Consider the following 23,642-nt stretch of genomic DNA (forward strand, 5'->3'; position numbering starts at 1 on the left):
GTACTCTCTCTACGAACTGGATAGATAGGAAAGAGACCAATGTCAGAAACCAATCCATTCTGGAGAGTTGGCAGTGCGTTCCGGATGGACTGCCGCCGGCCCCAACTTGCCCAGAACCAAAGAATGTTACTCGATCGCCCCACCATCAGACGGTTTTCACTCGCATCCGAGACGCTTTTCGAAAGCCCCGTCATAGTGACCGCGTCACCTGACTGGAATGCCATCGCTATCTATTCCTTATGCTGGTGGGATGAGTTACTTCCCAGGTTATGGAAGTTACCGAAAGACAGTCAGAATGTCCGTCGATTCATGAGCATCTTCCTCGGTAATGCTCTTCGGTTTGAGACTGACGCGCCTCTGGATATCCCGGTGAACCTCGCTTCTTATGCAGGCTTTCCGGATCAAGGTGTGTTCCTGGCATTTGATGAAAACTATGCGGAGATTTGGGCTGAATCACGTTTGTCGTTTTCTGGCTTAGACTCACGAATGGACTGACCCCGGTGGACAGTTACAAATTAGAAACCCCGAACGGAATATGCACAAGCGGAATATCCCCCGCATCCGATTCCAGATGCGACCGCTGGTCATCGAAGAACATGTGCGGCTTCAGCACATTCAGAATCCTGTCCTTCTTCATGCCTCCCAGAAAGAACACCTCATTGGCATTCACGCCCCAGTGCTCCAGGGTCGTTATCACCCGCTCGTGGGACGGCGCGTTCCGGGCCGTGACAATGGCGGTTCGTAACACCCGCCGGTAATCCGGATCGTCCGCCACCGCCTGGTCTTCCAGTTTCTGCAGGTGAGAGATCTTCTGGAACAGATCCGCCAGCGGGCCGGGGCTGTGGGGAATGTGGGAACGGGAAGTTTCATGGGCCTGAAAATCCTTCAGGGAGCCGCCCTTGTACACCCGCTCCGACGCATCGTCTGCAATCACGCCATCGAAGTCGAACGCGATGCGCAGCTCCTGGTCAGCCTCATCATCCACCACCTTACTGGGTAAGACAGTACCCGCCGGATAGCCATAGTCGATCGCCCGGGACACATCGGATTCATTGGCAGACAGAAACAGCGACGCATTGAACGCCGGAATGTAGGAGTAGGGCGACTTGCCCTCCAGAAACGCCGCGCGGGAGATACCCAAGCCGTGATGGTGGATGGAATGGAACACTCGCTTGCCGGTGATGGCCGAGTTCCGGGACAGCAACACCACCTCCACCGGGCATTTCTCCGGAAACTTCCGGTTGATGCTCAGAAACCGCCGCACAAACGGAAACGCCACACCCTTGCCCAGGGGCTCGTGCAGATGGGCTTCCTGATATTGCCGGTAGGCCTGCTCTCCCTCCTGACGGAACACGCGGTCTGACTCCTTCAGATCGAACAGGGCGCTGGAAGCCACGGCGATGACGAGTTTTTGTTCTATGGGGTAGGGCATGGGCTGGTTGGCTCTGTGATCAGTGCTCTGTTTAATTGGGTTTTATGTCTCTATCCTACGCACTGTGGACGGAATGGCCACCTGGAAGTTTCCATCAAAAAAGGACGCATTATGAACCTGAATAAAAACGCACTGCTGCTTTCCATCGCGGCTATCGCCAGCACACCCGCTTTCGCGGTCAGCGCCAACCCGGGCTATTTCGGCATTTCCGGCGGCCAGGCGACTGTTGAAGATTTCTGTGGCGGCGGCGAATCCAGCTGCGATGACAGTGCACCAACCTTCCGCATCCATGGCGGCAGCGAGCTGAGCAATTTCGCCAACCTCGAATTCGGTTACCGCTATGTTGACGATGTTGAAGCATCAGGCGTGATCAGCGGTATAGGCTTTGCCGCCGCCGTAAACGGCCATTTTATCGATACCACCCTGCAGTTGGGCATGCCCGAATCCGGGCCATTCCGGATCTTCACCAAAGCCGGGCTGATGTACTGGCGCCTGAACGTCGAAGCTGCCGCCAGCAATGGCTTCCAGACGGCCACAAGCAGCGATACCAGTACCGGCGTCGGTTTCAGAACCGGCCTGGGCATGAGCTTTGAGCTATCGGAACAGGTTAGGCTCCGCGCAGACTGGGATTTTCTGGTGAACGTCGGGGATGAAGACGAAACCGGGGAAACGGATATCAATGTGTTCTCGGTGGGGCCTGAGTTCAGGTTCTAGAGCTTTTACCTTCCTGAATGGCCCCGGATTGGGGCCATTCATAATGGGGCTTTGTTTTTGAACCTTTCTTGAGTCTGCTATTGTCTCTTCAAGCTGTTGCTCTCGAGGGATACGTTGAATAATAAAACGGAACAAGCGTCACCCAACTTTGGTTTTCTCGCCGAACACGATCCGCTGTTTGCAGATCTGGCGGGTGCGGCCGAACAGGTATTCTCCAGCGACCCAAACTCCACCCTGATCAAACTTCGCCAACTAGGTGAGGCTTTAGCCCAGCATTTAGCCGCCCGGTCCGGTATCGACTTCGATGAGCAAACCAGTCAGTCCGACCTGCTTTACCGACTGAATCGTGAGCTTCGGCTTGAGCCCCAGGTAAAAGAGCTTTTTCATACCCTGCGAATTGAGGGCAACAAAGCTACTCACCAATTTCGCACCCGCCATAAAGAAGCAATGGATGGTCTCAAGCTGGCGCGAGAATTGGCCATCTGGTTCCACCGCTCCTTCGGTAAAGCAGGTGCAAGCTTCAAGCCTGGTCCCTTTATTCCACCGCCTGACCCCAGTGCTGAATTGCGACAGCTCCATGGGGATATCGAAAAACTCCGTCACGAGCTTCAGCAGGCAAACATGGAGCTGGACAGCAGCCAGCAACTGAGCCAGCTCATTGAAAAAGAGAAAGCAGAATACGAAGCACTGGCTTTGGAGATGGATAAAGAGTCTCGCGCTCTGACCGAACAGGCGCAGGCCCATGAGCAAATTCTCGAGCAGCAGCAAAAAGACTACGAGAAGAAAATAAAAGCGCTGCAAGATCAGCTGAGCGAGCAGGGCGAGGATTCGGTCAAAGAACAGCGCCAAGAGGTGGCCAAGCAAACCAAGGCGGCGAGCGACACCCTGGTTTTGAATGAAGAGCTCACCCGCATTCTTATCGACCAGCAACTCGTTGAGGCAGGCTGGGAGGCGGATAGCCAGGAACTCACCTATCAGAAGGGTGCAAGGCCAGAAAAAGGCACTTATCGGGCGATTGCGGAATGGCCCACCAATCACAACGGTGAGAAAGGCCGCGCTGATTACCTGCTTTTCGCCGGGCTAACGCCCATTGCGGTGGTCGAAGCCAAGAAAGAAAACACCAACGTCGCAGGCAAAATCGGACAGGCCGAGCGTTACAGCAAGGGCTTGAAAGTAGAGCAGCCGATTATCGGTGCGTGGGAATTAAACGGCAGGACCATTGCATGGCCTGCGGATGAGCAAGGGCACTACATGGTGCCTTTCGTCTATTCCTGCAATGGCCGCCCCTATATCCCGCAGCTTGCTGAGCAATCAGGTACCTGGTTTCGAGACGTTCGCGACAGCAGTAACACCCGTCGAGCTCTACCAAGCTTCCATACCCCCGGTGGGTTGCTGGACCTCCTGGAGCGGGATAAGGAAAACGCCGAAAAACTGCTGAAAGACGAACCTTTCGGTTACCTCAAACTGAGGGACTATCAGCAGAGCGCGATCAAAGCGACGGAACATGCGTTGGCGCAGGGTGTCCGCTCGGCCTTGTTAGCGATGGCCACTGGTACCGGTAAGACTCGCACCATCATCGGGTTGATGTACCGGTTCCTGAAAACCGAACGGTTCCGGCGGATTCTATTCCTGGTAGATCGAACCGCGCTGGGCCAGCAAGCCATTGATGCGTTCAATGAAGCGCCCTTGGAACAAAGCCATACCCTGAGCAAAATCTACAATGTTGCCGAACTAGGGGACATGGCGGCAGAGGCCGAAACCCGGGTGCAAGTTGCCACTGTTCAGGCCATGGTGAAGCGCATCTTCATGAGCGACGAGCCACCGCCCATTGATCAGTTCGACTGCATCATCATCGACGAAGCTCACCGGGGGTATACACTGGATCAGGAGATGACCGAGGGCGAACTGGCAACCCGTGATACCAGCCAGTATATCTCCAGCTATCGGCGCGTCCTGGACTATTTTGATGCTGTGAAGATAGGCCTGACGGCGACGCCAGCCAAGCACACCAGCGAAATTTTCGGCAAACCCGTGTACACCTATTCCTACCGGGAAGCGGTCGCGGACGACTGGCTCATCGACCACGAACCGCCTATTCGTTATGAAACCCTGCTCACCCAAAATGGCATTCAGTTTGAGAAGGGCAAACCCGTCGAAGTTATCAACACGAAAACCGGCGAGGTGGATACCACAGAGCTGGAAGACGAATTGAACTTCGAGGTAGACACCTTCAACCGACGCGTCATCAACGAAAACTTCAACCGCGTGATCTGTGAACAACTGGTTCATGAACTGGACCCATTCGGCGACGAGAAGACCATGATCTTCTGTGCGACGGATCTGCACGCGGATATGGTGAAACGGTTACTGGATGATGCGTTCAAGGAACTCTACAACGGCGATTATAACGAAGCGGCCGTCGCCAAAATCACCGGCCAAAGCGATAAAGTGGGGCAGCTTATTCGCCGCTACAAGAACGAGCGTTACCCCAACGTCGCCATTACCGTAGACTTGTTGACCACTGGTATCGACGTACCCAAAATCTGCAACCTGGTCTTCATGCGCCGGGTACGCTCCCGTATTCTCTACGAGCAAATGATTGGCCGCGCGACCCGCCGTTGCGACGAGATTGGCAAGACCGTTTTTCGCATCTATGACCCCGTGGACATTTACGCCGCGCTTCAGGATGTGAGTACCATGAAGCCCCTGGTGCGGGACCCAAATATCACCCTAGAGCAGCTGGTTGATGAACTAACGGACGACCGCCAGCTTGAGGCCGCCCTCAGCAGCCCCGGTGAGCAAGAAGGTGAAACCCAAGCCGACGCCGTGCTCAGCCAGCTTAGCCAAAAGCTGATGCGGGTTTTACGAAAGGCGGACAACAAAGCCGAAACAAAGCCTGAGCTGAAACACAAACTCGAAGAGCTGCATCAGACTTGGGGCGTGGAGCCAAAATCCTTGCACCACCACCTTCATAAACTGGGCCCTCGCCAGGCATCTGAGTTCATCCGTGAGCACGGCGGCCTGATGGATCAGTTAGCCGAAGTGAAGTCACTGGCAGGCAGTGAGTACATGCCCCTGATCTCGGAACACGAAGACGAAATCCGGGAGCGTACCCAGAGCTACGGACCTCATGACAAGCCTGAGGACTACCTGGATAGCTTCAACCAATTCGTCCGCGAACAGATGAACCAGTCAGTGGCATTGTCTGTGGTGGTTAACAAGCCCCGCGACCTCACGCGCGAACAGCTTCGGGAAGTAAAGTTGCTGCTGGATAATCACGGCTATTCAGAAGCAAAGCTGCAAAGTGCTGTGCGCAATCAGACCAATAAAGACATTGCAGCCAGCATCATCGGCCACATCCGTCGCGCAGCGTTGGGCGAACCCTTGAAGCCGTTTGAGCAACGTGTGGCAGAAGCTATGGACCGAATTCATACCCAACACAACTGGACTCCCGCTCAGCGAAAATGGTTGGGTCGCCTGGCCAAACAGCTAACACATGAAGTGATTATCGACCGTGAAACCGTCAACCAGCTGCCAGCATTTCAAGGCGGTGCTAGGCAGCTAGACAAAGTCTTAGGCGATCAGTTAGATACGGTGTTAGAAGAACTGGGCGACGCAATGTGGCCGCGCGAAAGCGCCTAAAAAACGATCCCTGAGATAAGCGAATTTTCAGCCTTGCCCCTACAGGAAAAAGCATGACCAATAACGACATCGTCCAAAAACTTTGGAACCTCTGTGACGTCCTGCGGGACGACGGCATTAACTATTCGGATTACGTAACCGAATTGGTCATGTTGTTGTTCATCAAGATGGTCCACGAGAACACCGAGGCCGGCACCCTCAAGAAACACCCATTGCCCGAGGGCTGCCGCTGGACGGACCTGAACACCAAATCCGGCATAAACCTGCTGAACGACTACAAGCGTATCCTGCTGAGCCTCTCCACAGGCAAGGACGGCGACGGTAACATTGTGCATGATGATCCACTGATCAGCGCCGTCTATGCCGACGCTCAAACCCGTCTGCGCGAGCCCCGTCATTTGGAACAGATGATTAAGGCCCTTGATCAGATCGACTGGTTCAATGCGCAGCAGGACGGTTTGGGCGACCTTTACGAGGGCCTGCTTGAGAAAAATGCTAACGAAACCAAGTCCGGGGCTGGTCAGTACTTCACGCCTCGCGCACTGATTTCCACCATGGTTCGCTGTTTGAAGCCGCAGGCCGGGGAAGTCATTCAGGACCCAGCCGCGGGAACGGCAGGCTTTTTGATCGAAGCTGACCGATACATCAAACAGCAAACGGATGAGCTGTTTGACTTAAATGCGCAGCAACAAAGCTTTCAGCGCAACAAGGCCTTTGTCGGCATTGAGCTGGTCCCTGGCACTCGCCGCCTGGCGCTGATGAATTGTCTGCTGCACGGCATGGAAGGGGACGACGAAGGGGTCGTTCACCTTGGGAACGCTCTAGGCCAGACTGGTGCTAGTTTGCCGAGGGCCGATGTGATCCTGGCGAATCCGCCATTTGGCACCTCCAAGGGCGGCGACGCAAGCATTACCAGGGACGACCTTACCTACAAAACCAGCAACAAGCAGCTGGCGTTTTTGCAGCACATCTATCGCAACCTTAGGCCCGGCGGTCGCGCCGCCGTGGTGCTGCCGGACAACGTGTTTTTTGAGGCCGGTGTCGGCACCGATGTGCGCCGGGATCTAATGCACAAGTGCAACCTGCACACCATCCTGCGCCTGCCCACGGGTATCTTCTACGCCCAGGGCGTGAAGACCAACGTGCTGTTCTTCACCAAAGGCAGCCCGACCAACAAACAGCAGGAAGAAAACTGCACCGAAAACGTTTGGGTCTACGACTTACGCACCAACATGCCCAGCTTTGGTAAGCGCACGCCTTTTGGGGAGCAACACCTAAAACCCTTTGAGACTGTCTACGGCGAAGATCCCGACGGCCAGAGCCCTCGAAAGGAAGGCGAATGGAGTTTTCATTCTGAAGACATAGATCTGCCGGAAGAAACCAAAGCGACGGACGAGAATCAGGGCGTGGATGAGCGCATGGTGCACAGCCGCTGGCGTTGTTTCTCGCGCAAGTGGATCGCTGAACACAAGGGCGACTCGCTGGATATTTCTTGGCTGAAAGACAGTGATAGCGTGGATGCTGCTAACTTGCCGGAGCCGAGTGTGTTGGCCGGCGAAGCGATGGGTGAGCTGGTGCAGGCGCTGGGAGAGCTCGATTCGTTGATGCGGGAATTGGGGGCTGAAGAAGAAGCTGATGGGCAGCAGTTGCTACTGAGGGAAGTTTTAGGAGAGGTAAGGTGATGTCTCCGTGTTTTTACCCAAAGACATGGGGTGAATCATCGCTTGGCGAAATTGGTGCCTGGGGGAGCGGTGGAACGCCTAAAAGAACTAACCCTCAGTACTACGGCGGATCCATCCCATGGTTAGTCATTGGCGACTTAAATGACTCTGTCGTTACGACTTCAAAAAACACAATTACGGAGGCAGGGCTGAAAAACAGCTCGGCAAAGCTCGTCGGTAAAGGAACGTTGCTTATCGCAATGTATGGTTCCATTGGCAAGCTTGGGGTTACCGGAATGGAGTGTTCGACTAACCAGGCGATTGCGTCGTGCGCTGTGAACCCATCTTTCGCTGATTTGAAGTTTGTTTTTTTCTACTTGCTCAGTCAAAGGGCTAAGTTGCTCTTGGCTGGAAAAGGAGGGGCTCAGCAAAATATTAGCCAGACCGTTCTGAAGGCTTACGAATTCCCCGTCCCCCCCCTCGCCGAACAAAAAGTCATCGCCGACAAACTCGATACCCTGCTGGCCCAGGTGGAAAACACCAAAGCCCGACTCGAGCGCATCCCGCAAATCCTAAAGCGCTTCCGCCAGTCCGTGTTGGCTGCAGCGGTGAGTGGGCGGTTGACGGCGGAGATAGAGCCTTGGCAGTCAAAAAAACTCGAAGAATGCTTTGAATGTATTGATGGGGACAGAGGCCCTAACTACCCGAAAAAGCATGAGTATTTGAACTCAGGATATTGCCTATTTCTGTCGACTAAAAACGTTCGCCCATTCGGTTTCGATTTCAAGGAACAGGTATTCATCTCAAAAGAAAAGGACCAAATGTTGCGAAAAGGGCGCTTAACCAGGGGAGACTTGGTCATCACGACTCGAGGCACTCTCGGTCATATAGCTTCCTTTGATGAAAAAGTCCCATTTTATGTTGTTCGGATAAATTCCGGGATGTTGGTCCTTAGAAAAAAGCAGGCTAATTTTTCCAACGACTACTTTAAGACTCTGATTGCTTCACCGTTGTTCAGGAAATATATCGAAGATCAGAGCACAGGATCTGCACAGCCCCAATTACCCGCGAAAATTCTGAAAGGTTTTGTGCTGCCCGTACCTTCTCCGGAAGAACAAACCGAGATCGTCCGCCGAGTAGACCAACTCTTCGCCCACGCCGGCCGAATCGAACAACAGGTTAACAATGCCCTGAGTCGCGTCAACAACCTCACCCAGTCAATCCTGGCCAAAGCCTTCCGGGGCGAGCTTACCGAGCAATGGCGCAAGGACAACCCGGATCTGATCAGCGGTGAGAACAGCGCGGAGGCGCTGTTGGAGCATATAAAAAATGAGCGTGAAATATCAGGTAAGCAAACAAAGAAGAGTAAGATCGGCATAGAAAAAGACGGGTAAATTCATAGTAAGCAGGCCGAACATCTATTTTATGGAGTCATAGTGATTTTGAACGGCAACAATTCTGTCCAGTAACAGAGTGAAGTCTGAAAAGTCGATGGACTTTTTCTGGGACTTAACGATGTGTTGGGCAAAAGCCGCTTTGGAGAGGTCTTTCGCCTCGTCGCGTTTCTTTACTGTGTTAAAGGACTTCCCGTTGTGTTGCCTCAGCCTGTCTTTATCCTTAAAAAAATATTCAATATCCGTTTCTCCAAGGCTTGAGGTTTGAGGAGTAAGGATGAGATAGAGATTGGCTCTCAGGTGCAAAAATTCGGCCTGTCTGATGTCTTTCTGAATATCCAGGTGGATCGGGTGGATTTGGACTCCTTTCAGGCCCTTAATTCTGCTGATGAGTTCCTGAGGGCCTTTGTCATTGTCCACAAAAATTATAACCGGATGGTTGGGCTTCGGCGCAGTAAAACCTCTGAATTTCTCCAAATAGCTCTCCACGAAACTCTTAAAGTAATCGCCGCCACCGTGGAGTTCCAGAAGGAATTTTGTTCTTTCTGAGTAATTTAGAAATTGACACTGCAACTCGTAGGGGTTCGGCTTGGCCAGCGATGGATACGAGTGACTCAACTCTCGAATAGCAGATTTAAGGTAGGTGTTGTCTGTTTTCCCTTCAGTAAGAATTGTTGTTTTGGTGTTTGCGTAAAAAATCCTGTAAAAAAGAAACTTGCTAAAGGTTTTTTCTCGACTGTTCAGTAAGTATTGCCGCTTCTTTTTCGAGTCTTTATTTTTCGAAAGTTCATCTTTTTTGAGATGATATCGTGGATTTAATGCGGGTTTTTGTCGTAGGCGGTTATAGTGGTCAACTTGATCAATGAAATTGAGTTGGCCCTCTAATTCATTGATGTTTCCTTCGAATATTTGCCCATCGGTTGATTTGGTAAACTTTCCAGTTCGAAATAATGAGTGACATTGAGCTCGAGCTGTCCGCCAATATTCTTTTTTTACACTAGGTTTTTGGTTCACCACCAAGCCAGTTACATCCTGTCGCGAGCTGCGGTAGAGAATTCGAGTCTTCTTGTTGTTGATGGTAAAACCGGACCGACGAATCTCAGATCTCAAACGTTTCCCAGGTTGGTATTCGCCTCGTGTTTCACGCATAATTTGATGTGGAAATGTTTCTTCTCGAGTAGAGAAGGTTATGTCGTCAGCGTAGCGACTGTAGAGACACGAATATTTTTCGGCAAGACCTGCTAATTTGATGTCCAATGAGTGTGTAATTAGGTTTGTGATAACTGGGGAGCTGGGACTACCCTGAGGCAGTTCGTTGTTAAAGCAAGCAATCTTAGCAATTGTGGTCGCAATCTCAGGGGTGAGCGAAAATTCTCGATTTTTTATGAAGAAACCTCGGACTCGGCCAAAATTAAAGCTAGCGAAAAAGTCCTGCAAGTCGATATTCAAAACATTTTTTTGGCCTACATGAACCATCGCATTCGTGAGAATTGATCGTTTGCGCTCGAACCCGTGCGATAAGCTCGGCTGTTTAGTTCTTGCGCTATTGCACTTTATTTTGAGAACTTTGGCGTGTTGCGCTTTTTCGTTGGCCAATTCCGAACGAGGGAAAGTCTCTTTATTTATTTCATCAACACAATCTAATAGAAGGTTGGATAGAGCTGACTGAATAGATTTTAGCTTGGCATCGGGTGCCGTGATGGATCGTAGACCACCAGATTTCTTGGGAATATGGAAGTTCTTGTATTGGCTAGCCAAACCGACTACGTAGAGCTGGTAGGTTAAAAAGGAGGGTTTGATGCCGAGTAGTTTGGCCAGCTCTGACTTTGTTTTAACGGCTCGAAGCTCGTCTAGTCTACCCATATCCCTCCCTTGATGTGAGTTGGCTTATGGGCACTCTTTCGCTCAGTCAGAACGTCAATGTGACACGTGAGATCGTCCATAAGGTGCAATCCCTTCGGGCAATGTTTTCACAGATCGCGAAGCGCGACCCAAAATCTGCCCATAAGCCATGTCCGAACGTAAAGGAATTGTCGTTATATATCAAGACGCTAAGTCGTAGACAATTGTCATTTCTTTGGCGGCGAGATTGTATACGAATCCTAACGGTCGTCGACGGCTATTAATTAGTGGCTCGCCCCAAAACTCACGCTTCCCTGCGAGCTATCCAACAATCCGAGTAGTTCATGCTTGATTGCTTTCCAATCCTGAGAAAGGTCCACCGTGCAAACCCGAACCCGATGACCGTGAATTGAGTAATCAAGCCGCAGCTGTTGATCGACGACTGGATAGAGCAGCATGCCTTCTGAAGCAGCGTCGTTCCCACCTCTTTGTTCTAAGTTTTTTAGATAAGCAAATAGCTGGTACAGGTTGGACGAATGTACTCGCTGTCCGCCGTAATAGTCGGTGAGCGTGCTCTGATAGTACTTCGCATCCATTATTAGGGTTGTCTTAGCGCTGCGTATCGAGATGTCCGTTTCCATAGAGGGAAGGTAAGCCAGATGGGAAGGATCATCTGCCTCGGCCGACCACGATATCCGCTCTTTGCGAATCGATAGATCTGGCCGTTCTGTCCGGTAGAAATTAAAAAGGAACTCTTCAAAGACGCGCGCCATGGCTCTTTCGTCGCGCAGAAAGTCTCTGAATTGGAGGTCGCCTGTTTCCTGATTTATTAACAGTGAGTCAGTGATGACTTCGCAAATGCTGAGGACAAACCGGTAGAAGCGTGCGTTGCTATGAAGTTGGACGGTTCGGAATAGCCTCTTAGATAATCGCGGAACATCAATGCCCTCAAGCTCTTTGTCGAGTACTGAGAGTTGTTTATGGATGATCTTATCCAGCTCTTTGACTTTTAACAGGTGCCTGATAGTAGAGCGGATGATTTGGTTTGCAGGTGTATTTATAGTCAGCTCGTCGAATTCGCAGTGGGCCAATCCCTGGCCTAAGAGCGCCCGTCGAGCCGTAGTGCTAACGTTGATACTTCCGCGAATACCGGGAATGGTTTCAGAGTGAAGCTGATACCCCCTTTCAAGGCCCCGTCGTATTAGGTGACGGGTCCCACGTAAAAGCACCATTCCAAAAAGATCGACTTGTTGAGTTGAGTCGATACCGCTGACATTCACAATCTCTGACTCAGCCAGCCTGTTCCAGGAATAGCAGAGTAGGTAATAGAGATTTTGTATTGGGATGGTGGCAGGCATCGTTAGGCCAACAACTCATCCACGATGTTTTGAGCGGTTGCAGGATCGTCAAACCAGTACTCCCAAATCAAGGGTGCGATCTCAAACCGAACGATTTCCTCGAACCAAGCATCGTCATAAATGTCATTTGCCGGCGACCCGCAGAAGAAACTGTGGCCGATGCAAAAACCAGGACCTAAATTGGCGGTATCGCGAGAGATCCTTTGATTCAACGCCATCATGCGGTTCGTGATTTTTGTGATCATGCGGTCGTCAGCACCGGCTTCTTTCAACTCCCGCACAAATCCCTCGCTTCGGTATTCTGGAAGCAGGTCCACAAACGCGAACCGGCGGCGCAGCGCATAATCGACGATTGCCAGCGATCGGTCAGCCGTATTCATCAGTCCGATCAAGTAGAGATTTTCAGGTATGAAGAAGCGCTCACTGAGAGTTTTGCTGTAAGTAAGAGGAACCTGCCAGTCTCTCCCTCGCTTATCAGACTCAATCAAAAGCAAAAGCTCGCCAAAGATTTTGCTTAAATTGCCTCGGTTGATTTCATCAATGATGAAGACGTAAGGGCGCTCCGGGTCGGCCGCTGCTTTCGTGCAAAATTGGTGAAAGAGTCCATTTTCAAGTTCAAAGCCTGCATCACTGGGGCGATAGCCCTGTACAAAGTCTTCATAGGAATAGGACTGATGAAATTGGATCATTTCGATCCGGTTGAGATCCTTCGTCTTCATCAACGCATAGGCGAAGCGCTTTGCGATGAAGGATTTGCCGACACCAGGAGGGCCTTGGAGCACGATGTTTTTCTTGCGGTGCAGTAAGGCTAAAACCTGATCGATTCGCTCTCGACTCATGAACACATCAGCCATGACGGTCTCAGTGCTCACTGTTCGGGGGCTCTCTTGTTCGGGTTCATATCTCGCCGGCGAGGATTCACTTATTACGTTGGTCGGTTCTTCCTGCGGATTCAAGCCTAAAACTTCGTTGTACTCTTCAATGAGTTCGGCCAAGTCTGAATCGACTTGTTCCTGATCAAGCGGTTCTGAGAGACCATAAACGGCATGCACGTAGGAACCGCCATATCGGATGGCAGGTTTGTGGTACTCGGCTTGAAAAAACTCATCCACTGTCTGGGTTTCTTCTCCGACTTCCCAATTGATCGCCGGGGGATTTGCGGCACTGACGCCCTTGGCAAGAATTAAAACCTTTTCTGCGCGGAAATACAGATAAACGGGATTAATCCCTTTCATGGGGCGCTGGCCAGGACCGAGGAGGGCGATCCAGGGAACATGAGCTTGGTTGCCTGCGCCAAAGCTTACCCGCATCGTTAGCCCTGCATGTTTTCCTGGGTAATCTTTCGTTCTCAAATCGTCTGTATGAGCTTGTTCGAGAAAGGTGAGCAAGGTGGGGTAGATTGTTTGGTCCGTGGATGCCTCGGAATTTGTGGTGTTTTGCCAAAGCGCTTTCAGCGGTGGGACGTACCAGTCAATTTTCGTGTTGGGGAATTGTGCCTCTTGTTCTTCTCGAATCTCAGCTATTTTCTGGTCAACCTGAAAAGCTGACATCTTACGAGCGTCTTTTTGTTCGATGAGCTTAAAATTCTGCAGTATTTTGAATCGATCCCGATTGCCGAAAATTCTCTCGTTAGAATCAGGGAATAACAAATACAGGATCATATGGCGAAACTGTCGATTGTCATTTTCTGGGATCTGCTCGCAGAAGCTTGCAAAGGCTTCTGCGTTGGACAAGAGCTTTAAACGTCCATTTTGATCCTCGGCCAAAAACTTCTTGAACAGAAGAACAGCGTAAACGAGCTCTTTCCAACGAAGGTTGCTATATGCTGTGCCTCCACTGCCAATGCCTCCTAGAGCTTTTTCGCCACTAATGGACCGGTTTTCCGGTAATGATCTGCCTGCCCAGGATAGAATAATCTCTACGTTTTCCCGCTTTTTAGCAGGACCAATGTTGCTGGGACACAGCAGCATGACCCACATGATTTCGGCGCAGAGAATTTTCGCATCATCGCTGGCTGGCTCAAGTTGCTTTTCTAGCTTCTCGACAAAGTTGCCACTGCCGTCGTCGAGGTTGTCTACGTAGTGAGTTATCAGCTCTTCGATATTTTCCTGCGTCCAGATTTTGCCAAAACCAAATACAGATTCGCCTTTGAGAAGTGAGTCTTTTTTCCATATTTCAGCTGCTTTCAAGACCGCTTCTGCATCCATGTCCCCACAAAATCTGCTCACAAATGGACTCCGAATTACTGAAATGAATGGATTATTTGATGGTCCTCACTTTAAACCGCATATTCGAGGATTGCGAGGAGGAGCGGCGACCGTGTCATACGTTTGAAGCGATAGTTCTTCGTGTCTCTGCTGCTGCTCCAAAGGTTGAATTTAGGGCAAGTTTCATCCGAGAGCGCTTTCCTTGATAAGCTGATCGACAATTCAGGAGCGCTTTGAGTTGATGCCTTTATCCCATGGTGGAATAGATACTCGTGACTGACGTCTACAGCCAGAAGGCCAGAGCTTTCTATGACCAGTACCAGTCGCTTACCTTCGAACAGGTTCACCAAGACTGGCTCTCCTTCCTTGGCGATAAATCAGGCCTTGCTCTGGATGTCGGCGCAGGCAGCGGTCGCGATGCCAGCGCCCTTTCAGCGCGGGGCTGGGACGTTGTCGCGGTGGAGCCTGCCGCTGGCTTACGAGAGTTGGGGCAGGACGCCACTCGCAGCCAGAGCATTCATTGGGTAGACGATCAGTTACCCGATCTAGGTAAGATCCGGCAGCTCAGCTATCGCTTCGATCTCATTCTTGTTTCCGCCGTCTGGATGCATATCCCGCCCTCTGATCGTGAACGTGCTTTTCGAATCCTGACTGAGCTTTTGGCACCGGGTGGCATGCTGGTGATTACGCTCCGGCATGGGCCCGGTGATGGCGAACGGCTTTTTTACGATGTCAGTAGGGAAGAGCTGGAGGGTTTTGCCAAGCGCCGGGCACTGATCCCGCTTCCGTTGCCGGTTGGGCGCAATAAGGATGAGCTTCAGAGGGACGAAGTTTCCTGGGAGACCCTGGCATTTCGGTTGGCGGACGACGGCACAGGTGCATTGCCGACCATCCGTCACATCATCGTTAATGATAATAAGTCCTCGACTTACAAGTTGGGTTTGCTGCGAACCCTTGTCCGGATTGCTGACGGAGCGCCCGGCTTGGCGCTTAAGCGTACTGATGACTGGGTGGATATTCCGCTTGGGGCGGTCGGACTGTTCTGGATTATGCTCTATCACCCCTTGGTTCTACGGCATCAACTGAGGCAAGCGCCAGGTAGTCGTGGCTATGGCTTTGCCACCGCGGATTTCTTCAAGCTGCAGAATTTCATGCCTCTGGATTTCAGAGTGGGTATGGCGCTGTCGGCAGATGTTGCTCCGGTAGTCCTTCGTGCTATCCGGGATGCTTGCTCGACCATTCTCAAGAATCCCGCACATTTTACGACCTGGCCCGGCAGTAACCGTCCGATCTTCGAGGGCGGTTCGGCCAGAATGACCATCAAGAAGGCACCAGCGCGTTTGGACAAAGCAACGCTTTCCCGTTTTGGTACCTTCCGTGTTCCTTCATTTCTCTGGGATGCATTCAGTCGCTATGCGTGCTGGATTGAGCCTGCGATTGTTAATGAATGGATTGATTTGATGGGTAGCTGGGATCTGCGTTACCGCATTGATGACTATCATCGTGGTTTGCAGTGGGTTGAAGGTCGTCGCGATACGTCAGTTGTTCGCCAAATGATTAACCAGCAGCTCCAGACAGGCAGGGTGGAGTGTGTGTGGACGGCCAAAAATCTCAAAGCCGAGCGGTTTGACGTCGACCACTGCTTTCCGTGGTCGCGATGGAACAACAACGATCTCTGGAATCTGATGCCAGCGACCCATACAGCGAATGCCTCCAAGTCTGAAAAGCTGCCGGGGGACTTGCTGCTCAAGGAGGCGCACCCTCGAGTAGTAAATTGGTGGGAGCAAGCCATTGTGGGCACGTCTCGTGAGGAGCAGTTCTTCTCAGAGGCTGAGGCCTCGCTACCATTGCTGGGGCAGGAGCGAACCGTGGAAGGCGTTTTTGAGGGGATGCTTCAGCAGCGATTGAGGTTGAAGATCAACCTTCAGTTGGCTGAATGGTTAGGCGTTTAGAACCGTATATCACCGAGACAACACGATCATCACGGGAAGTTCCCTTATGCAAAACGTCCGCATCGCCATTGTTGGCGCCGGCCTGGCGGGTTTATACGCCGCTTATTCACTTGAGAAGAGGGGCATCAAGGACTATGTCATTCTCGAGGCCCGGGAGGTTCTTGGTGGGCGGATTGCTTCTACGATGTCAGGCGTTGGGGGCTTCGATCTCGGGCCCTCCTGGTTCTGGCCCGCATTCCAGACCGATATGGCGCGACTGGTAGAAGATCTTGAACTGGAGACCTTCCAGCAATTTGAAACCGGCGACATGCTGCTGGAGCGTTCATCGAATCAGCCGCCTGAGAGAACCCGTGGGTACGTCAATTCTCCGCCGTCTATGCGCATCGCCGGTGGCATGTATGCCCTCATTGATGTTTTATACCGGCGGATTGATTCAGCACGTGTAGTGACAGGCCAGGCGGTCCGCCAGCTGCGCATGTCAGAACCACATGTGGAGTTAGTGAGCGAAAATGCGAGAGGAGAAACCTTTAGCCATTTTGCAGACCATGTGTTGTTGGCCATGCCGCCTAGATTGGTTGAGTCTCAGCTTACGTTTTCCCCCGCCTTGCCTGACGAGCTTGCAAGCCAGTGGCGAGGGACGGATACCTGGATGGCCCCTCATGCAAAATATATGGCCGTGTTCGACCAGCCTTTCTGGCGGGATCAGGGGTTATCCGGGGAGGCTCGAAGTGCCGTTGGGCCAATGGTTGAGATCCATGATGCTTCTGCTCCGGGCGGGAAGGCGGCCTTGTTTGGTTTCCTGGGTGTGCCTGCTGATGTGCGCTCTAGTGTTTCTGAGGAAGAGCTTATGACTGCTTGCCGCACCCAGTTTATGCGACTGTTTGGTTCGCAAGCGGACAAACCAGAGGCAGAATTTATCAAGGACTGGGCTAGAGAGATTTACACCGCCACCGACTCGGATCAAAGATCCTCTGGCGATCACCCGATGCCTGCCTTGTCGCCGATCTCAGGGGTATGGACTAACCGGGTAACCGGCATTGGCAGTGAGTGGTCACGTGAGTTTACGGGGTACCTGGCCGGCGCTATTGATGCGGTCAATCGCGGCCTGGATTCTTTTTAGGAGGGTTCGCGGAAAGGGGCAGAGCCCCGGCGCGAGCTGAGAGCGTCCGCCCGGGCCCGGGGAATCGTCGCCGGGTTGCTTCTATTTTGCAGCTAATGATTCGTGCTCGCGAATCATGCCAGAAAGCCGGTCTTTCAGATTCAGGCGCTGCTTCTTGAGATCTTCCAGATGCTCGTCAGAGGTGTTCTCTGCACCACCTTCGAAATGGTGAACGGCATGGTCCAGCTCATGGTACTCATCAAACAGTTTCGCGAAATGGTTGTTGGTGGTTTTCAGTTGATGAATGGCTTCTTTTGAGTCTGGGAATTCATGAATCAGATCGTGTTTTTCCAGTGTCATAAAGACGATGCCTTTGATTGCGGAATGTGTTCAGGTTTGCGCTGTTATTGGCAAACCGTACGGCAAGGTGATGACCAGTGACAAGCCGTGCAGGCGTAGGCATTTATGCGCATCCTGCGGCGCCGTTTTACCGAACCGGATTGCCAAAGCCGCCTGCAGACCGTCCGCCAGGCAGTTATTGAATCTGCCAGGCCATGTAAGCTTCAAAAATAGTTCACTTCTGCAAATAGACTGAAAAATCAAAAGCTAAGCCGCAAGATTTTACAAACTAAACCTTTCACTTTTGATCAACCTGACGCATCATCCTACGCATAACGGAAATGTAATGTCTTATTAAGCGACAGTGGATGTCGGCGCCTTCCTGGTTAAAGTCCTCTTCACTTCATAAGCCTGTCTACTTCAACAATGGCGAGTATTGGCACTCGGCGGCGTTGGCGTGTCCGTTATCCAAGCTACAACAAACCTGTTTGAATCCGGTAAACGGTCAAACAAACTGCATTAGCAAAGGGATGTATTCATGTTCAAGAAAGCAGCGATGATTTCAGTACTGGCGATCTCTGCCTCACCTGTCTTTGCAGAAGACTCCGCAGAAGAAAAGCAGTTCTCCATCGGCATTGCCTCATTTGCCACCGTCATTCGCACTGATACGGGTTTTGGAACGGGGTCTGATGACTTTTCAGGGTTTGCGTTGCTCGGGACAGGGGCTGTTAATGACAACGTCGGCTTCCGGCTAACCTACGCCAGCCAAAGCCATGACACCGACTCCAATCTGGATCTGAACGCAATTGAGGGCAGCCTGATCGCAGGTACCGGCCTTGCCACAACCGGTTTCAAGGCCTACGGCTCGCTCGGCTTTTTCAATGAAACACTGGAATATAGCGGCTTTAGCCAGGAGTTCGATTTTAGCGGCCTGATGTTCGGTGGCGGAATTGGCTATAACTGGAACCCGGTGTCCCTGGAGTTCTGGGTCAACTTCCGTGATTCCAGTGATTATGAAGACTTTGTCGGCGGCGGTTATGATGTTACCGCTACGTCTGGTGGCCTGGCGTTATCCGCGAGGTTCTGATGACACTGCCTTATCTCAAGACCATTCTCTGGATTGAGTGAGGCAGGCATCGTGTGATTTCTCCCGGGATTACAGTTGCTTCGAAAGGCCAGGGCATCAGATAGGGCGGGCCACTCGAATCACACGCGGGGAGCGCATGCATGAATTTCGGAGAGAATTTCAAAGAAGCCCGGATTGAAACATCCGGCGCCGCCATCAATCTGGTGCATGGCGGGCAGGGCAGGCAACCCCTGTTGTTGCTCCATGGCTATCCGCAGACCCATGTCATGTGGCACCGGGTCGTTCCTTTCCTGGCACCCCATTTCCACATCGTCTGCCCCGACCTTCGGGGTTACGGCGACAGTGAGAGGCCGCCGTCCGATCCTGATCACAGCGCCTATTCAAAGCGGGCCATGGCTTCGGACATGGCGCAGGTGATGAAAGAGCTGGGCCATGAGCAGTTTCTGGTCGCAGGCCATGACCGCGGCGCCCGGGTGGCTCACCGGATGGCGCTGGATTATCCGGAAAGGGTCAGCCGGGCCTGTGTCATGGACATTGCGCCGACGCTGCACATGTTCAACCACACAGATCAGCAGTTTGCGACCGGCTACTATCACTGGTTCTTTCTGATTCAGCCGGACGGGCTACCGGAGCGGATGATCGGCTGCGATCCCGAGTATTACCTGACTGAAAAGCTGAAGCGATGGAGCGGGCCCGAAGCACAGTTTGATCCAGATGCGTTGGCGGAATATGTGCGGTGTTTCAGCGAACCGGCGGCGATTCACGCGTCCTGCGAGGATTACAGGGCAGCGGCCACCATTGATCTGAAACACGATGAGCAGGACCGGGGCCGTAAGATCGAGTGTCCCTTATTGGTACTCTGGGGAAATCAGGGTTTTGTTCACCGCACTTATGACGTGCTCGAGGTATGGCGGGGCTATGCCAAACAAGTGGAAGGCCAGGCGCTGGACTGCGGGCATTTTCTGCCGGAGGAGGCACCTGAGGAGGTGGCGAGGGCGTTGCTGGGTTTTATCAGATAAGCATGAAAGCAGCGAATCGAACTATAACTTCAAGGATGGAGAGATAGCATGAGTGACGAAAATACCGCCCCAATTGTGATCTATGAAAATGCCGATCATGCAGTTGAGGTGCGCCTGGATGAGGCTCAAGAAACTCTATGGTTAACACAGGCACAAATGGGCACGTTGTTTGGAGTAAAGCCCCAGAACATCACAATGCACCTGAAGAATATCTATGCGGAGGGTGAGCTGGTAGAGGAAGGAACTTGTAAGGATTTCTTACAAGTTCAGTCTGAAGGCGGGCGAGAGGTAAGGCGCAAGCGGAAACATTACAGCTTGGACGCTGTAATTTCTGTGGGTTATCGAATTAGCTCTGCTCGAGCAACCAGATTCAGAGTATGGGCCACCCGCATTTTACGCGAGCACCTCACCCAGGGCTGGACCATTAGCCGCCATCGCTTTGAAGAGAACGCCCAGGAGCTTGAAGCGGCCTTAAGGTTGGTGCGCAAGGCAGCTCAGAGTCCTTCATCAGTCTGTCTTCGGTGAGCCTGCTTACCCCAGTGTGGAGTCGAAGGCGGCGCATCTGTTGTACTTTGTGATCAAGAACCATCCGAATCCGACCCTGCAAATAAAGACACCATGATCCGTCTGATCATGAATATGCTGGCGGGTTAAGGCTATCAGGCGGTGTGTCCGGCCAGAAATGCCGGCATTTGGTCGGCCGGCATTGGCCTCGCGTAGAGAAATCCCTGCGCCAGATCGCAACCGACGTCTTTCACGAGTTTATGCTGTTCAGCGGTCTCCACGCCTTCGACGACGACGCTCAAGCCAAGACTGTGTCCCACGGTAATCATGGCCTGCATAATTGCCATGTCGCTCTCGTTTTCCATGGCATGGTGCAGAAAGCTCCTGTCTATCTTGATGCCGCATACGGGGAGCTTGCGCAGATAAACCAGAGACGAGTAACCGGTGCCGAAATCATCAATAGAGATGTGCACGCCAGACGCTTTCAGTTTTTCCAGCTGAGCTATTTGCCCATCATCGCCGCCAACAACTTCATTTTCAGTCAGCTCTACACCCAATTGCGCGGGTGACAGGTTGTATCGTTCAAGCGTTTGTAAAATCTGATCTGCCAGATGCGGATTAGTGAGCTGCCGGCCCGACAAATTGATATCTACGCGGGTGTTTTCAAGCGCCGTGCCTTTCCAGGCACTGAGCTGCTTGCAGGCGGATTCCAGCACCCAGTCCCCCACACGATTAATCAGGCCTGATTTCTCGGCTATGGGTATAAAAACAGCGGGAGGAACCGGCTGTGAATGTTCATCAAAGCAACGCAAGAGAGCTTCACAGGAGTCGGTGCCGCCGTGCTTCAGATCTATTTGAGGCTGAAAATGCAGTTGTAGGCTGTCTGATTCGATGGCCTTGCGGAGAAGGGCGGTAACATCTTGATAGTGAACAAGGCGATCATTGATATCCGGAGTATAAAAACAGATGCTGTTTTTACCCTTCTCTTTGGCCAGATACATGGCCGCGTCGGCGTTCCCCATCAGTTCCGCGCCCGTTGTCCCATTGTCTGGAAACAGACTGACACCAAAACTGGCCGTTACTGGATAATAGTCGCCTTCCAGGATGAAACCCTGGTCGAGTGTGTCAATCAGACGCCGGAGGATTTCGAGAACTCCCTCAGGCCCGTCGAAATCAAACAGCAACAAGACAAACTCATCGCCACCGAACCGACTTAGCAGGTCGGAGCCGCGGACTTCTCTCTTGAAAGCTTCTGAAACCGCTTTGAGGAGCTTGTCTCCCTGATGGTGGCCAAGTGTGTCGTTAATGAGCTTAAAGTTGTCCAGATCAATGAAAACCACAGCGACAGAATGATCGTTCCGTTGGGCTGCATCCAGGCGTGATGAAAGCTCCGTCTCCATCAAGCGTCTGTTTGGCAATCCGGTCAAATCATCAAAGCTGGCTCTTCTGTACAACTCTTCTCGAGCTTTTTTCTGTTCTTCCAGGCTGATATCAATGCAGAACATTTCGCACTCACCGGTGTCCTGCTTGATCATCACGTGACTGGAGTAGACCGGAACCGGGTGGCCTTCCTTGTGTTGCAACTCCAATTCTTCCGAGGGGATACTGACGTTATTTCTTAACCAGTTGTGGTGTGCCTGAATAACACCTTCACGCATGTGATCGGGGATGATTAAATCTTCCAGTAACTGTCCCTGCGCTTCCTCGCGCGTATAGCCGTACAGGCGTCGGCTTGCGTCATTCCAGTAGATAACCTCGCGTTTCTTGTTATAGCCCTGAACGGCGATCATCGGGAGGCTTTCTATTAATTCATAGAACTTCTGCTCGCTCTGCTCTGCGTAAGACTGTGATTGTCCATCACGGAATTTTGAAGACCCTTGTGTTCCGGCACCCGGCTTGTCTGGCATATTTGTGGCTCCGAAAATCATTTCAGGCACGTTAAGCCAATCGTCATAACGTTGGTATCAGGATAGGTTGGTATGTGTGCGTTTTCTAGCCGCCTATCAACGGTCTTACCTGAAGATCATTCGCTGAACCGAGTGGGGAAGAAAGCGCGTGATCAGTGAAGCAATGTGGGTCTGCGGAGTCACAAAATAACGGGGCTTCGGTCGCTTCGCAGCCGCAGCCTGATGGATTTTTCCAGCGACGTCCGCGGAACTCGCTGTAAATGGCTTTGTGGGGGCGTTCGGAGCAAGGGCGGCTTCCGTAGGTTCATACTTTTTCTGTCTCGCGGGATCGACTTTACTAATCACAGGCTTCAAAGCCGCCAGCGCATGTTCTCTGAACTTGGTCTTCACTGGCCCCGGCAGCACAATTGACACACTCTCCAGGCTTTCACTGCCACGCTCATCAAACCAGAAGCTGTCGTGGGCCGCGTTCATGGCTGACTTGGCCGCGCAGTAAGCGCCTTTCATGCTCTGGGGCAGGATGGATAACACAGAGCTGACGGCGATAACGCGCAAGGGCACATTGTGCTGCTCACACAAACCCAAACAGACAGAGGCCAGTTTGATCGGCCCGAACACGTGGGTGCTGAATTGCTTCTTCCACATGGATTCAGTCAGATCGCGAACCGCACCAAACTGCCCGTAACCGGCGTTGTTGACCAGAACGACCCGTTCGGCGTTCGCGATTTCTGTTCCCAGAACGTCCGCCAGGCTTTGGATCTGCTCAAAGGACTCCAGATCCAGCTTTATCTCCAGATCTGCGGCACTCGCGCCATTGGGCTCTCTCGTTAGAGCGACAACTCGATAGCCGTCCCGAGCAAACAGGGCGCAGGTTTCATAGCCGATTCCGGAGCTTGGGCCGGTTACCAGGGCAACTTTTGTCATGGGGAGATCAATCATCCGGTCTGGCAATCAATGGTAAGGGGGCGGTGTCTCCGCGTCCATGATGCGCTGGCGGACCCAAGAGCGAGCCTGGTCGGCCGGTAATGACTCCATGGCAAAGCTCAGAGCGGCCCAGACTAATGCCAGCAACAAGGTCTGAAGCGGAACACTGCCGTCTGCCGGGAGTATCTGGTCGTCGGTGAGTATAGAGCTAACTTCCTGGATAAGCTCTTGTGAAGGTTGGTGATTATCTGCAAGTCCCTGATCCGTCAGGTCATCTGGAAACGCGGATTCAATGAAGAAGGTGTTGGCCGCGCGGGCACACTCGGTGCGCAAGCGCTCGTTCTTCGAAGTGTCGATGATTTCGCACACGGTGTCGCAGAGTACCTGCATAACCACAAAGCCGGAGTAGTGATTGGCAGAGTCGCTGCGCTGGCCACGCTTTTGGCCACTTCGGTGTCGAAACTGCTCTATGCGTTTGGAGATTGACGTGCCGTATCGGGCGATGTCGTCAACCATCTCTACGCCACTGTCATCAAACGGTTTGGATATCAGGCTCATGAG

18 protein-coding genes are annotated in these 23,642 nt (G+C 52.2%); 10 read left to right on the forward strand and 8 right to left on the reverse strand.

The features are described from left to right. Positions 1-39: 39 nt before the first annotated feature. Positions 40-495: a hypothetical protein gene (locus FPL19_RS11965; protein ID WP_150912791.1), complete on the forward strand. Its 456-nt coding sequence runs from the start codon at positions 40-42 to the stop codon at positions 493-495. A 13-nt stretch (positions 496-508) separates the two neighbouring features. Here the strand turns inward: FPL19_RS11965 and FPL19_RS11970 are convergent, their stop codons facing one another. Then, the gene (locus FPL19_RS11970) at positions 509-1,432 is read right to left on the reverse strand and encodes a 5'-nucleotidase (RefSeq protein ID WP_150912792.1); all 924 of its coding nucleotides are present in this window, start codon (positions 1,430-1,432) and stop codon (positions 509-511) included. 111 nt (positions 1,433-1,543) lie between these two features. Between FPL19_RS11970 and FPL19_RS11975 the strand changes: the two genes are divergently transcribed. The 4 genes from FPL19_RS11975 to FPL19_RS11990 all read left to right on the forward strand — a co-directional run bounded on the left by FPL19_RS11975 (position 1,544) and on the right by FPL19_RS11990 (position 8,843). Continuing rightward, positions 1,544-2,146, forward strand: a complete 603-nt coding sequence (locus FPL19_RS11975) for an outer membrane beta-barrel protein (protein WP_150912793.1) — start codon at positions 1,544-1,546, stop codon at positions 2,144-2,146. Between the two features lie 114 nt (positions 2,147-2,260). Then, positions 2,261-5,788: a type I restriction-modification system endonuclease gene (gene hsdR, locus FPL19_RS11980; RefSeq protein WP_150912794.1), complete on the forward strand. Its 3,528-nt coding sequence runs from the start codon at positions 2,261-2,263 to the stop codon at positions 5,786-5,788. Positions 5,789-5,841: 53 nt separating this feature from the next. Continuing rightward, on the forward strand, positions 5,842-7,470 hold the full coding sequence (locus FPL19_RS11985; RefSeq protein ID WP_150912795.1) for a class I SAM-dependent DNA methyltransferase: 1,629 nt from the start codon (positions 5,842-5,844) through the stop codon (positions 7,468-7,470). Next, positions 7,470-8,843 carry a restriction endonuclease subunit S gene (locus tag FPL19_RS11990; protein WP_150912796.1) on the forward strand — a complete coding sequence of 458 codons (1,374 nt, stop codon included), beginning with the start codon at positions 7,470-7,472 and terminating at the stop codon, positions 8,841-8,843. The genes FPL19_RS11985 and FPL19_RS11990 overlap by 1 nt, the downstream gene beginning before the upstream one ends. 24 nt (positions 8,844-8,867) lie before the next feature. Here the strand turns inward: FPL19_RS11990 and FPL19_RS11995 are convergent, their stop codons facing one another. The 3 genes from FPL19_RS11995 to FPL19_RS12005 form a co-directional block, all read right to left on the reverse strand. Next, a complete protein-coding gene (locus FPL19_RS11995; protein WP_150912797.1) occupies positions 8,868-10,706 on the reverse strand; it encodes a retron Ec67 family RNA-directed DNA polymerase/endonuclease in 1,839 nt (612 codons plus the stop codon). A gap of 263 nt (positions 10,707-10,969) precedes the next feature. Then, positions 10,970-12,043 (reverse strand): 5-methylcytosine-specific restriction endonuclease system specificity protein McrC, encoded by a 1,074-nt coding sequence (gene mcrC, locus FPL19_RS12000; protein WP_150912798.1) that lies wholly within the window; start codon positions 12,041-12,043, stop codon positions 10,970-10,972. A gap of 2 nt (positions 12,044-12,045) precedes the next feature. After that, positions 12,046-14,250, reverse strand: coding sequence for an AAA family ATPase (locus FPL19_RS12005; RefSeq protein ID WP_191965276.1), 2,205 nt, complete (start codon positions 14,248-14,250; stop codon positions 12,046-12,048). Between the two features lie 272 nt (positions 14,251-14,522). Between FPL19_RS12005 and FPL19_RS12010 the strand changes: the two genes are divergently transcribed. Then, entirely contained in the window at positions 14,523-16,202 is a 1,680-nt protein-coding gene (locus tag FPL19_RS12010; protein ID WP_150912800.1) for a class I SAM-dependent methyltransferase, read from the forward strand. Between the two features lie 46 nt (positions 16,203-16,248). Further along, positions 16,249-17,322, forward strand: a complete 1,074-nt coding sequence (locus tag FPL19_RS12015) for a flavin monoamine oxidase family protein (protein ID WP_150912801.1) — start codon at positions 16,249-16,251, stop codon at positions 17,320-17,322. 81 nt (positions 17,323-17,403) lie between these two features. Here the strand turns inward: FPL19_RS12015 and FPL19_RS12020 are convergent, their stop codons facing one another. Further along, positions 17,404-17,661: a YdcH family protein gene (locus tag FPL19_RS12020; protein WP_150912802.1), complete on the reverse strand. Its 258-nt coding sequence runs from the start codon at positions 17,659-17,661 to the stop codon at positions 17,404-17,406. Positions 17,662-18,178: 517 nt separating this feature from the next. Here FPL19_RS12020 and FPL19_RS12025 point away from each other — a divergent pair. The 3 genes from FPL19_RS12025 to FPL19_RS12035 all read left to right on the forward strand — a co-directional run bounded on the left by FPL19_RS12025 (position 18,179) and on the right by FPL19_RS12035 (position 20,271). Beyond that, on the forward strand, positions 18,179-18,727 hold the full coding sequence (locus tag FPL19_RS12025) for an outer membrane beta-barrel protein (protein WP_150912803.1): 549 nt from the start codon (positions 18,179-18,181) through the stop codon (positions 18,725-18,727). A gap of 140 nt (positions 18,728-18,867) precedes the next feature. Further along, complete coding sequence (locus tag FPL19_RS12030) at positions 18,868-19,746, forward strand: alpha/beta fold hydrolase (RefSeq protein WP_150912804.1); 879 nt, start codon at positions 18,868-18,870, stop codon at positions 19,744-19,746. Positions 19,747-19,794: 48 nt separating this feature from the next. Then, the gene (locus tag FPL19_RS12035) at positions 19,795-20,271 is read left to right on the forward strand and encodes a virulence RhuM family protein (protein WP_150912805.1); all 477 of its coding nucleotides are present in this window, start codon (positions 19,795-19,797) and stop codon (positions 20,269-20,271) included. A gap of 134 nt (positions 20,272-20,405) precedes the next feature. Here FPL19_RS12035 and FPL19_RS12040 read toward each other — a convergent pair whose 3' ends face one another. The 3 genes from FPL19_RS12040 to FPL19_RS12050 all read right to left on the reverse strand — a co-directional run bounded on the left by FPL19_RS12040 (position 20,406) and on the right by FPL19_RS12050 (position 23,639). Beyond that, the gene (locus tag FPL19_RS12040) at positions 20,406-22,157 is read right to left on the reverse strand and encodes a putative bifunctional diguanylate cyclase/phosphodiesterase (protein ID WP_150912806.1); all 1,752 of its coding nucleotides are present in this window, start codon (positions 22,155-22,157) and stop codon (positions 20,406-20,408) included. Positions 22,158-22,262: 105 nt separating this feature from the next. Then, positions 22,263-23,081: an SDR family NAD(P)-dependent oxidoreductase gene (locus FPL19_RS12045; RefSeq protein ID WP_150912807.1), complete on the reverse strand. Its 819-nt coding sequence runs from the start codon at positions 23,079-23,081 to the stop codon at positions 22,263-22,265. 27 nt (positions 23,082-23,108) lie between these two features. Continuing rightward, positions 23,109-23,639: a hypothetical protein gene (locus FPL19_RS12050; RefSeq protein WP_150912808.1), complete on the reverse strand. Its 531-nt coding sequence runs from the start codon at positions 23,637-23,639 to the stop codon at positions 23,109-23,111. Between the last annotated feature and the right edge of the window lie 3 nt (positions 23,640-23,642).

This window comes from Marinobacter halotolerans (assembly GCF_008795985.1).
Taxonomy (GTDB): Bacteria; Pseudomonadota; Gammaproteobacteria; order Pseudomonadales; family Oleiphilaceae; genus Marinobacter; species Marinobacter halotolerans.

Coding starts and splice junctions, on each gene's coding strand:
- FPL19_RS11965 (WP_150912791.1), top strand. CDS start 40: ATGTCAGAAACCAATCCATTCTGGAGAGTTGGCAGTGCGTTCCGGATG.
- FPL19_RS11970 (WP_150912792.1), bottom strand. CDS start 1,432: ATGCCCTACCCCATAGAACAAAAACTCGTCATCGCCGTGGCTTCCAGC.
- FPL19_RS11975 (WP_150912793.1), top strand. CDS start 1,544: ATGAACCTGAATAAAAACGCACTGCTGCTTTCCATCGCGGCTATCGCC.
- FPL19_RS11985 (WP_150912795.1), top strand. CDS start 5,842: ATGACCAATAACGACATCGTCCAAAAACTTTGGAACCTCTGTGACGTC.
- FPL19_RS11990 (WP_150912796.1), top strand. CDS start 7,470: ATGTCTCCGTGTTTTTACCCAAAGACATGGGGTGAATCATCGCTTGGC.
- FPL19_RS11995 (WP_150912797.1), bottom strand. CDS start 10,706: ATGGGTAGACTAGACGAGCTTCGAGCCGTTAAAACAAAGTCAGAGCTG.
- mcrC (WP_150912798.1), bottom strand. CDS start 12,043: ATGCCTGCCACCATCCCAATACAAAATCTCTATTACCTACTCTGCTAT.
- FPL19_RS12005 (WP_191965276.1), bottom strand. CDS start 14,250: ATGGATGCAGAAGCGGTCTTGAAAGCAGCTGAAATATGGAAAAAAGAC.
- FPL19_RS12015 (WP_150912801.1), top strand. CDS start 16,249: ATGCAAAACGTCCGCATCGCCATTGTTGGCGCCGGCCTGGCGGGTTTA.
- FPL19_RS12020 (WP_150912802.1), bottom strand. CDS start 17,661: ATGACACTGGAAAAACACGATCTGATTCATGAATTCCCAGACTCAAAA.
- FPL19_RS12025 (WP_150912803.1), top strand. CDS start 18,179: ATGTTCAAGAAAGCAGCGATGATTTCAGTACTGGCGATCTCTGCCTCA.
- FPL19_RS12030 (WP_150912804.1), top strand. CDS start 18,868: ATGAATTTCGGAGAGAATTTCAAAGAAGCCCGGATTGAAACATCCGGC.
- FPL19_RS12035 (WP_150912805.1), top strand. CDS start 19,795: ATGAGTGACGAAAATACCGCCCCAATTGTGATCTATGAAAATGCCGAT.
- FPL19_RS12040 (WP_150912806.1), bottom strand. CDS start 22,157: ATGCCAGACAAGCCGGGTGCCGGAACACAAGGGTCTTCAAAATTCCGT.
- FPL19_RS12045 (WP_150912807.1), bottom strand. CDS start 23,081: ATGACAAAAGTTGCCCTGGTAACCGGCCCAAGCTCCGGAATCGGCTAT.
- FPL19_RS12050 (WP_150912808.1), bottom strand. CDS start 23,639: ATGAGCCTGATATCCAAACCGTTTGATGACAGTGGCGTAGAGATGGTT.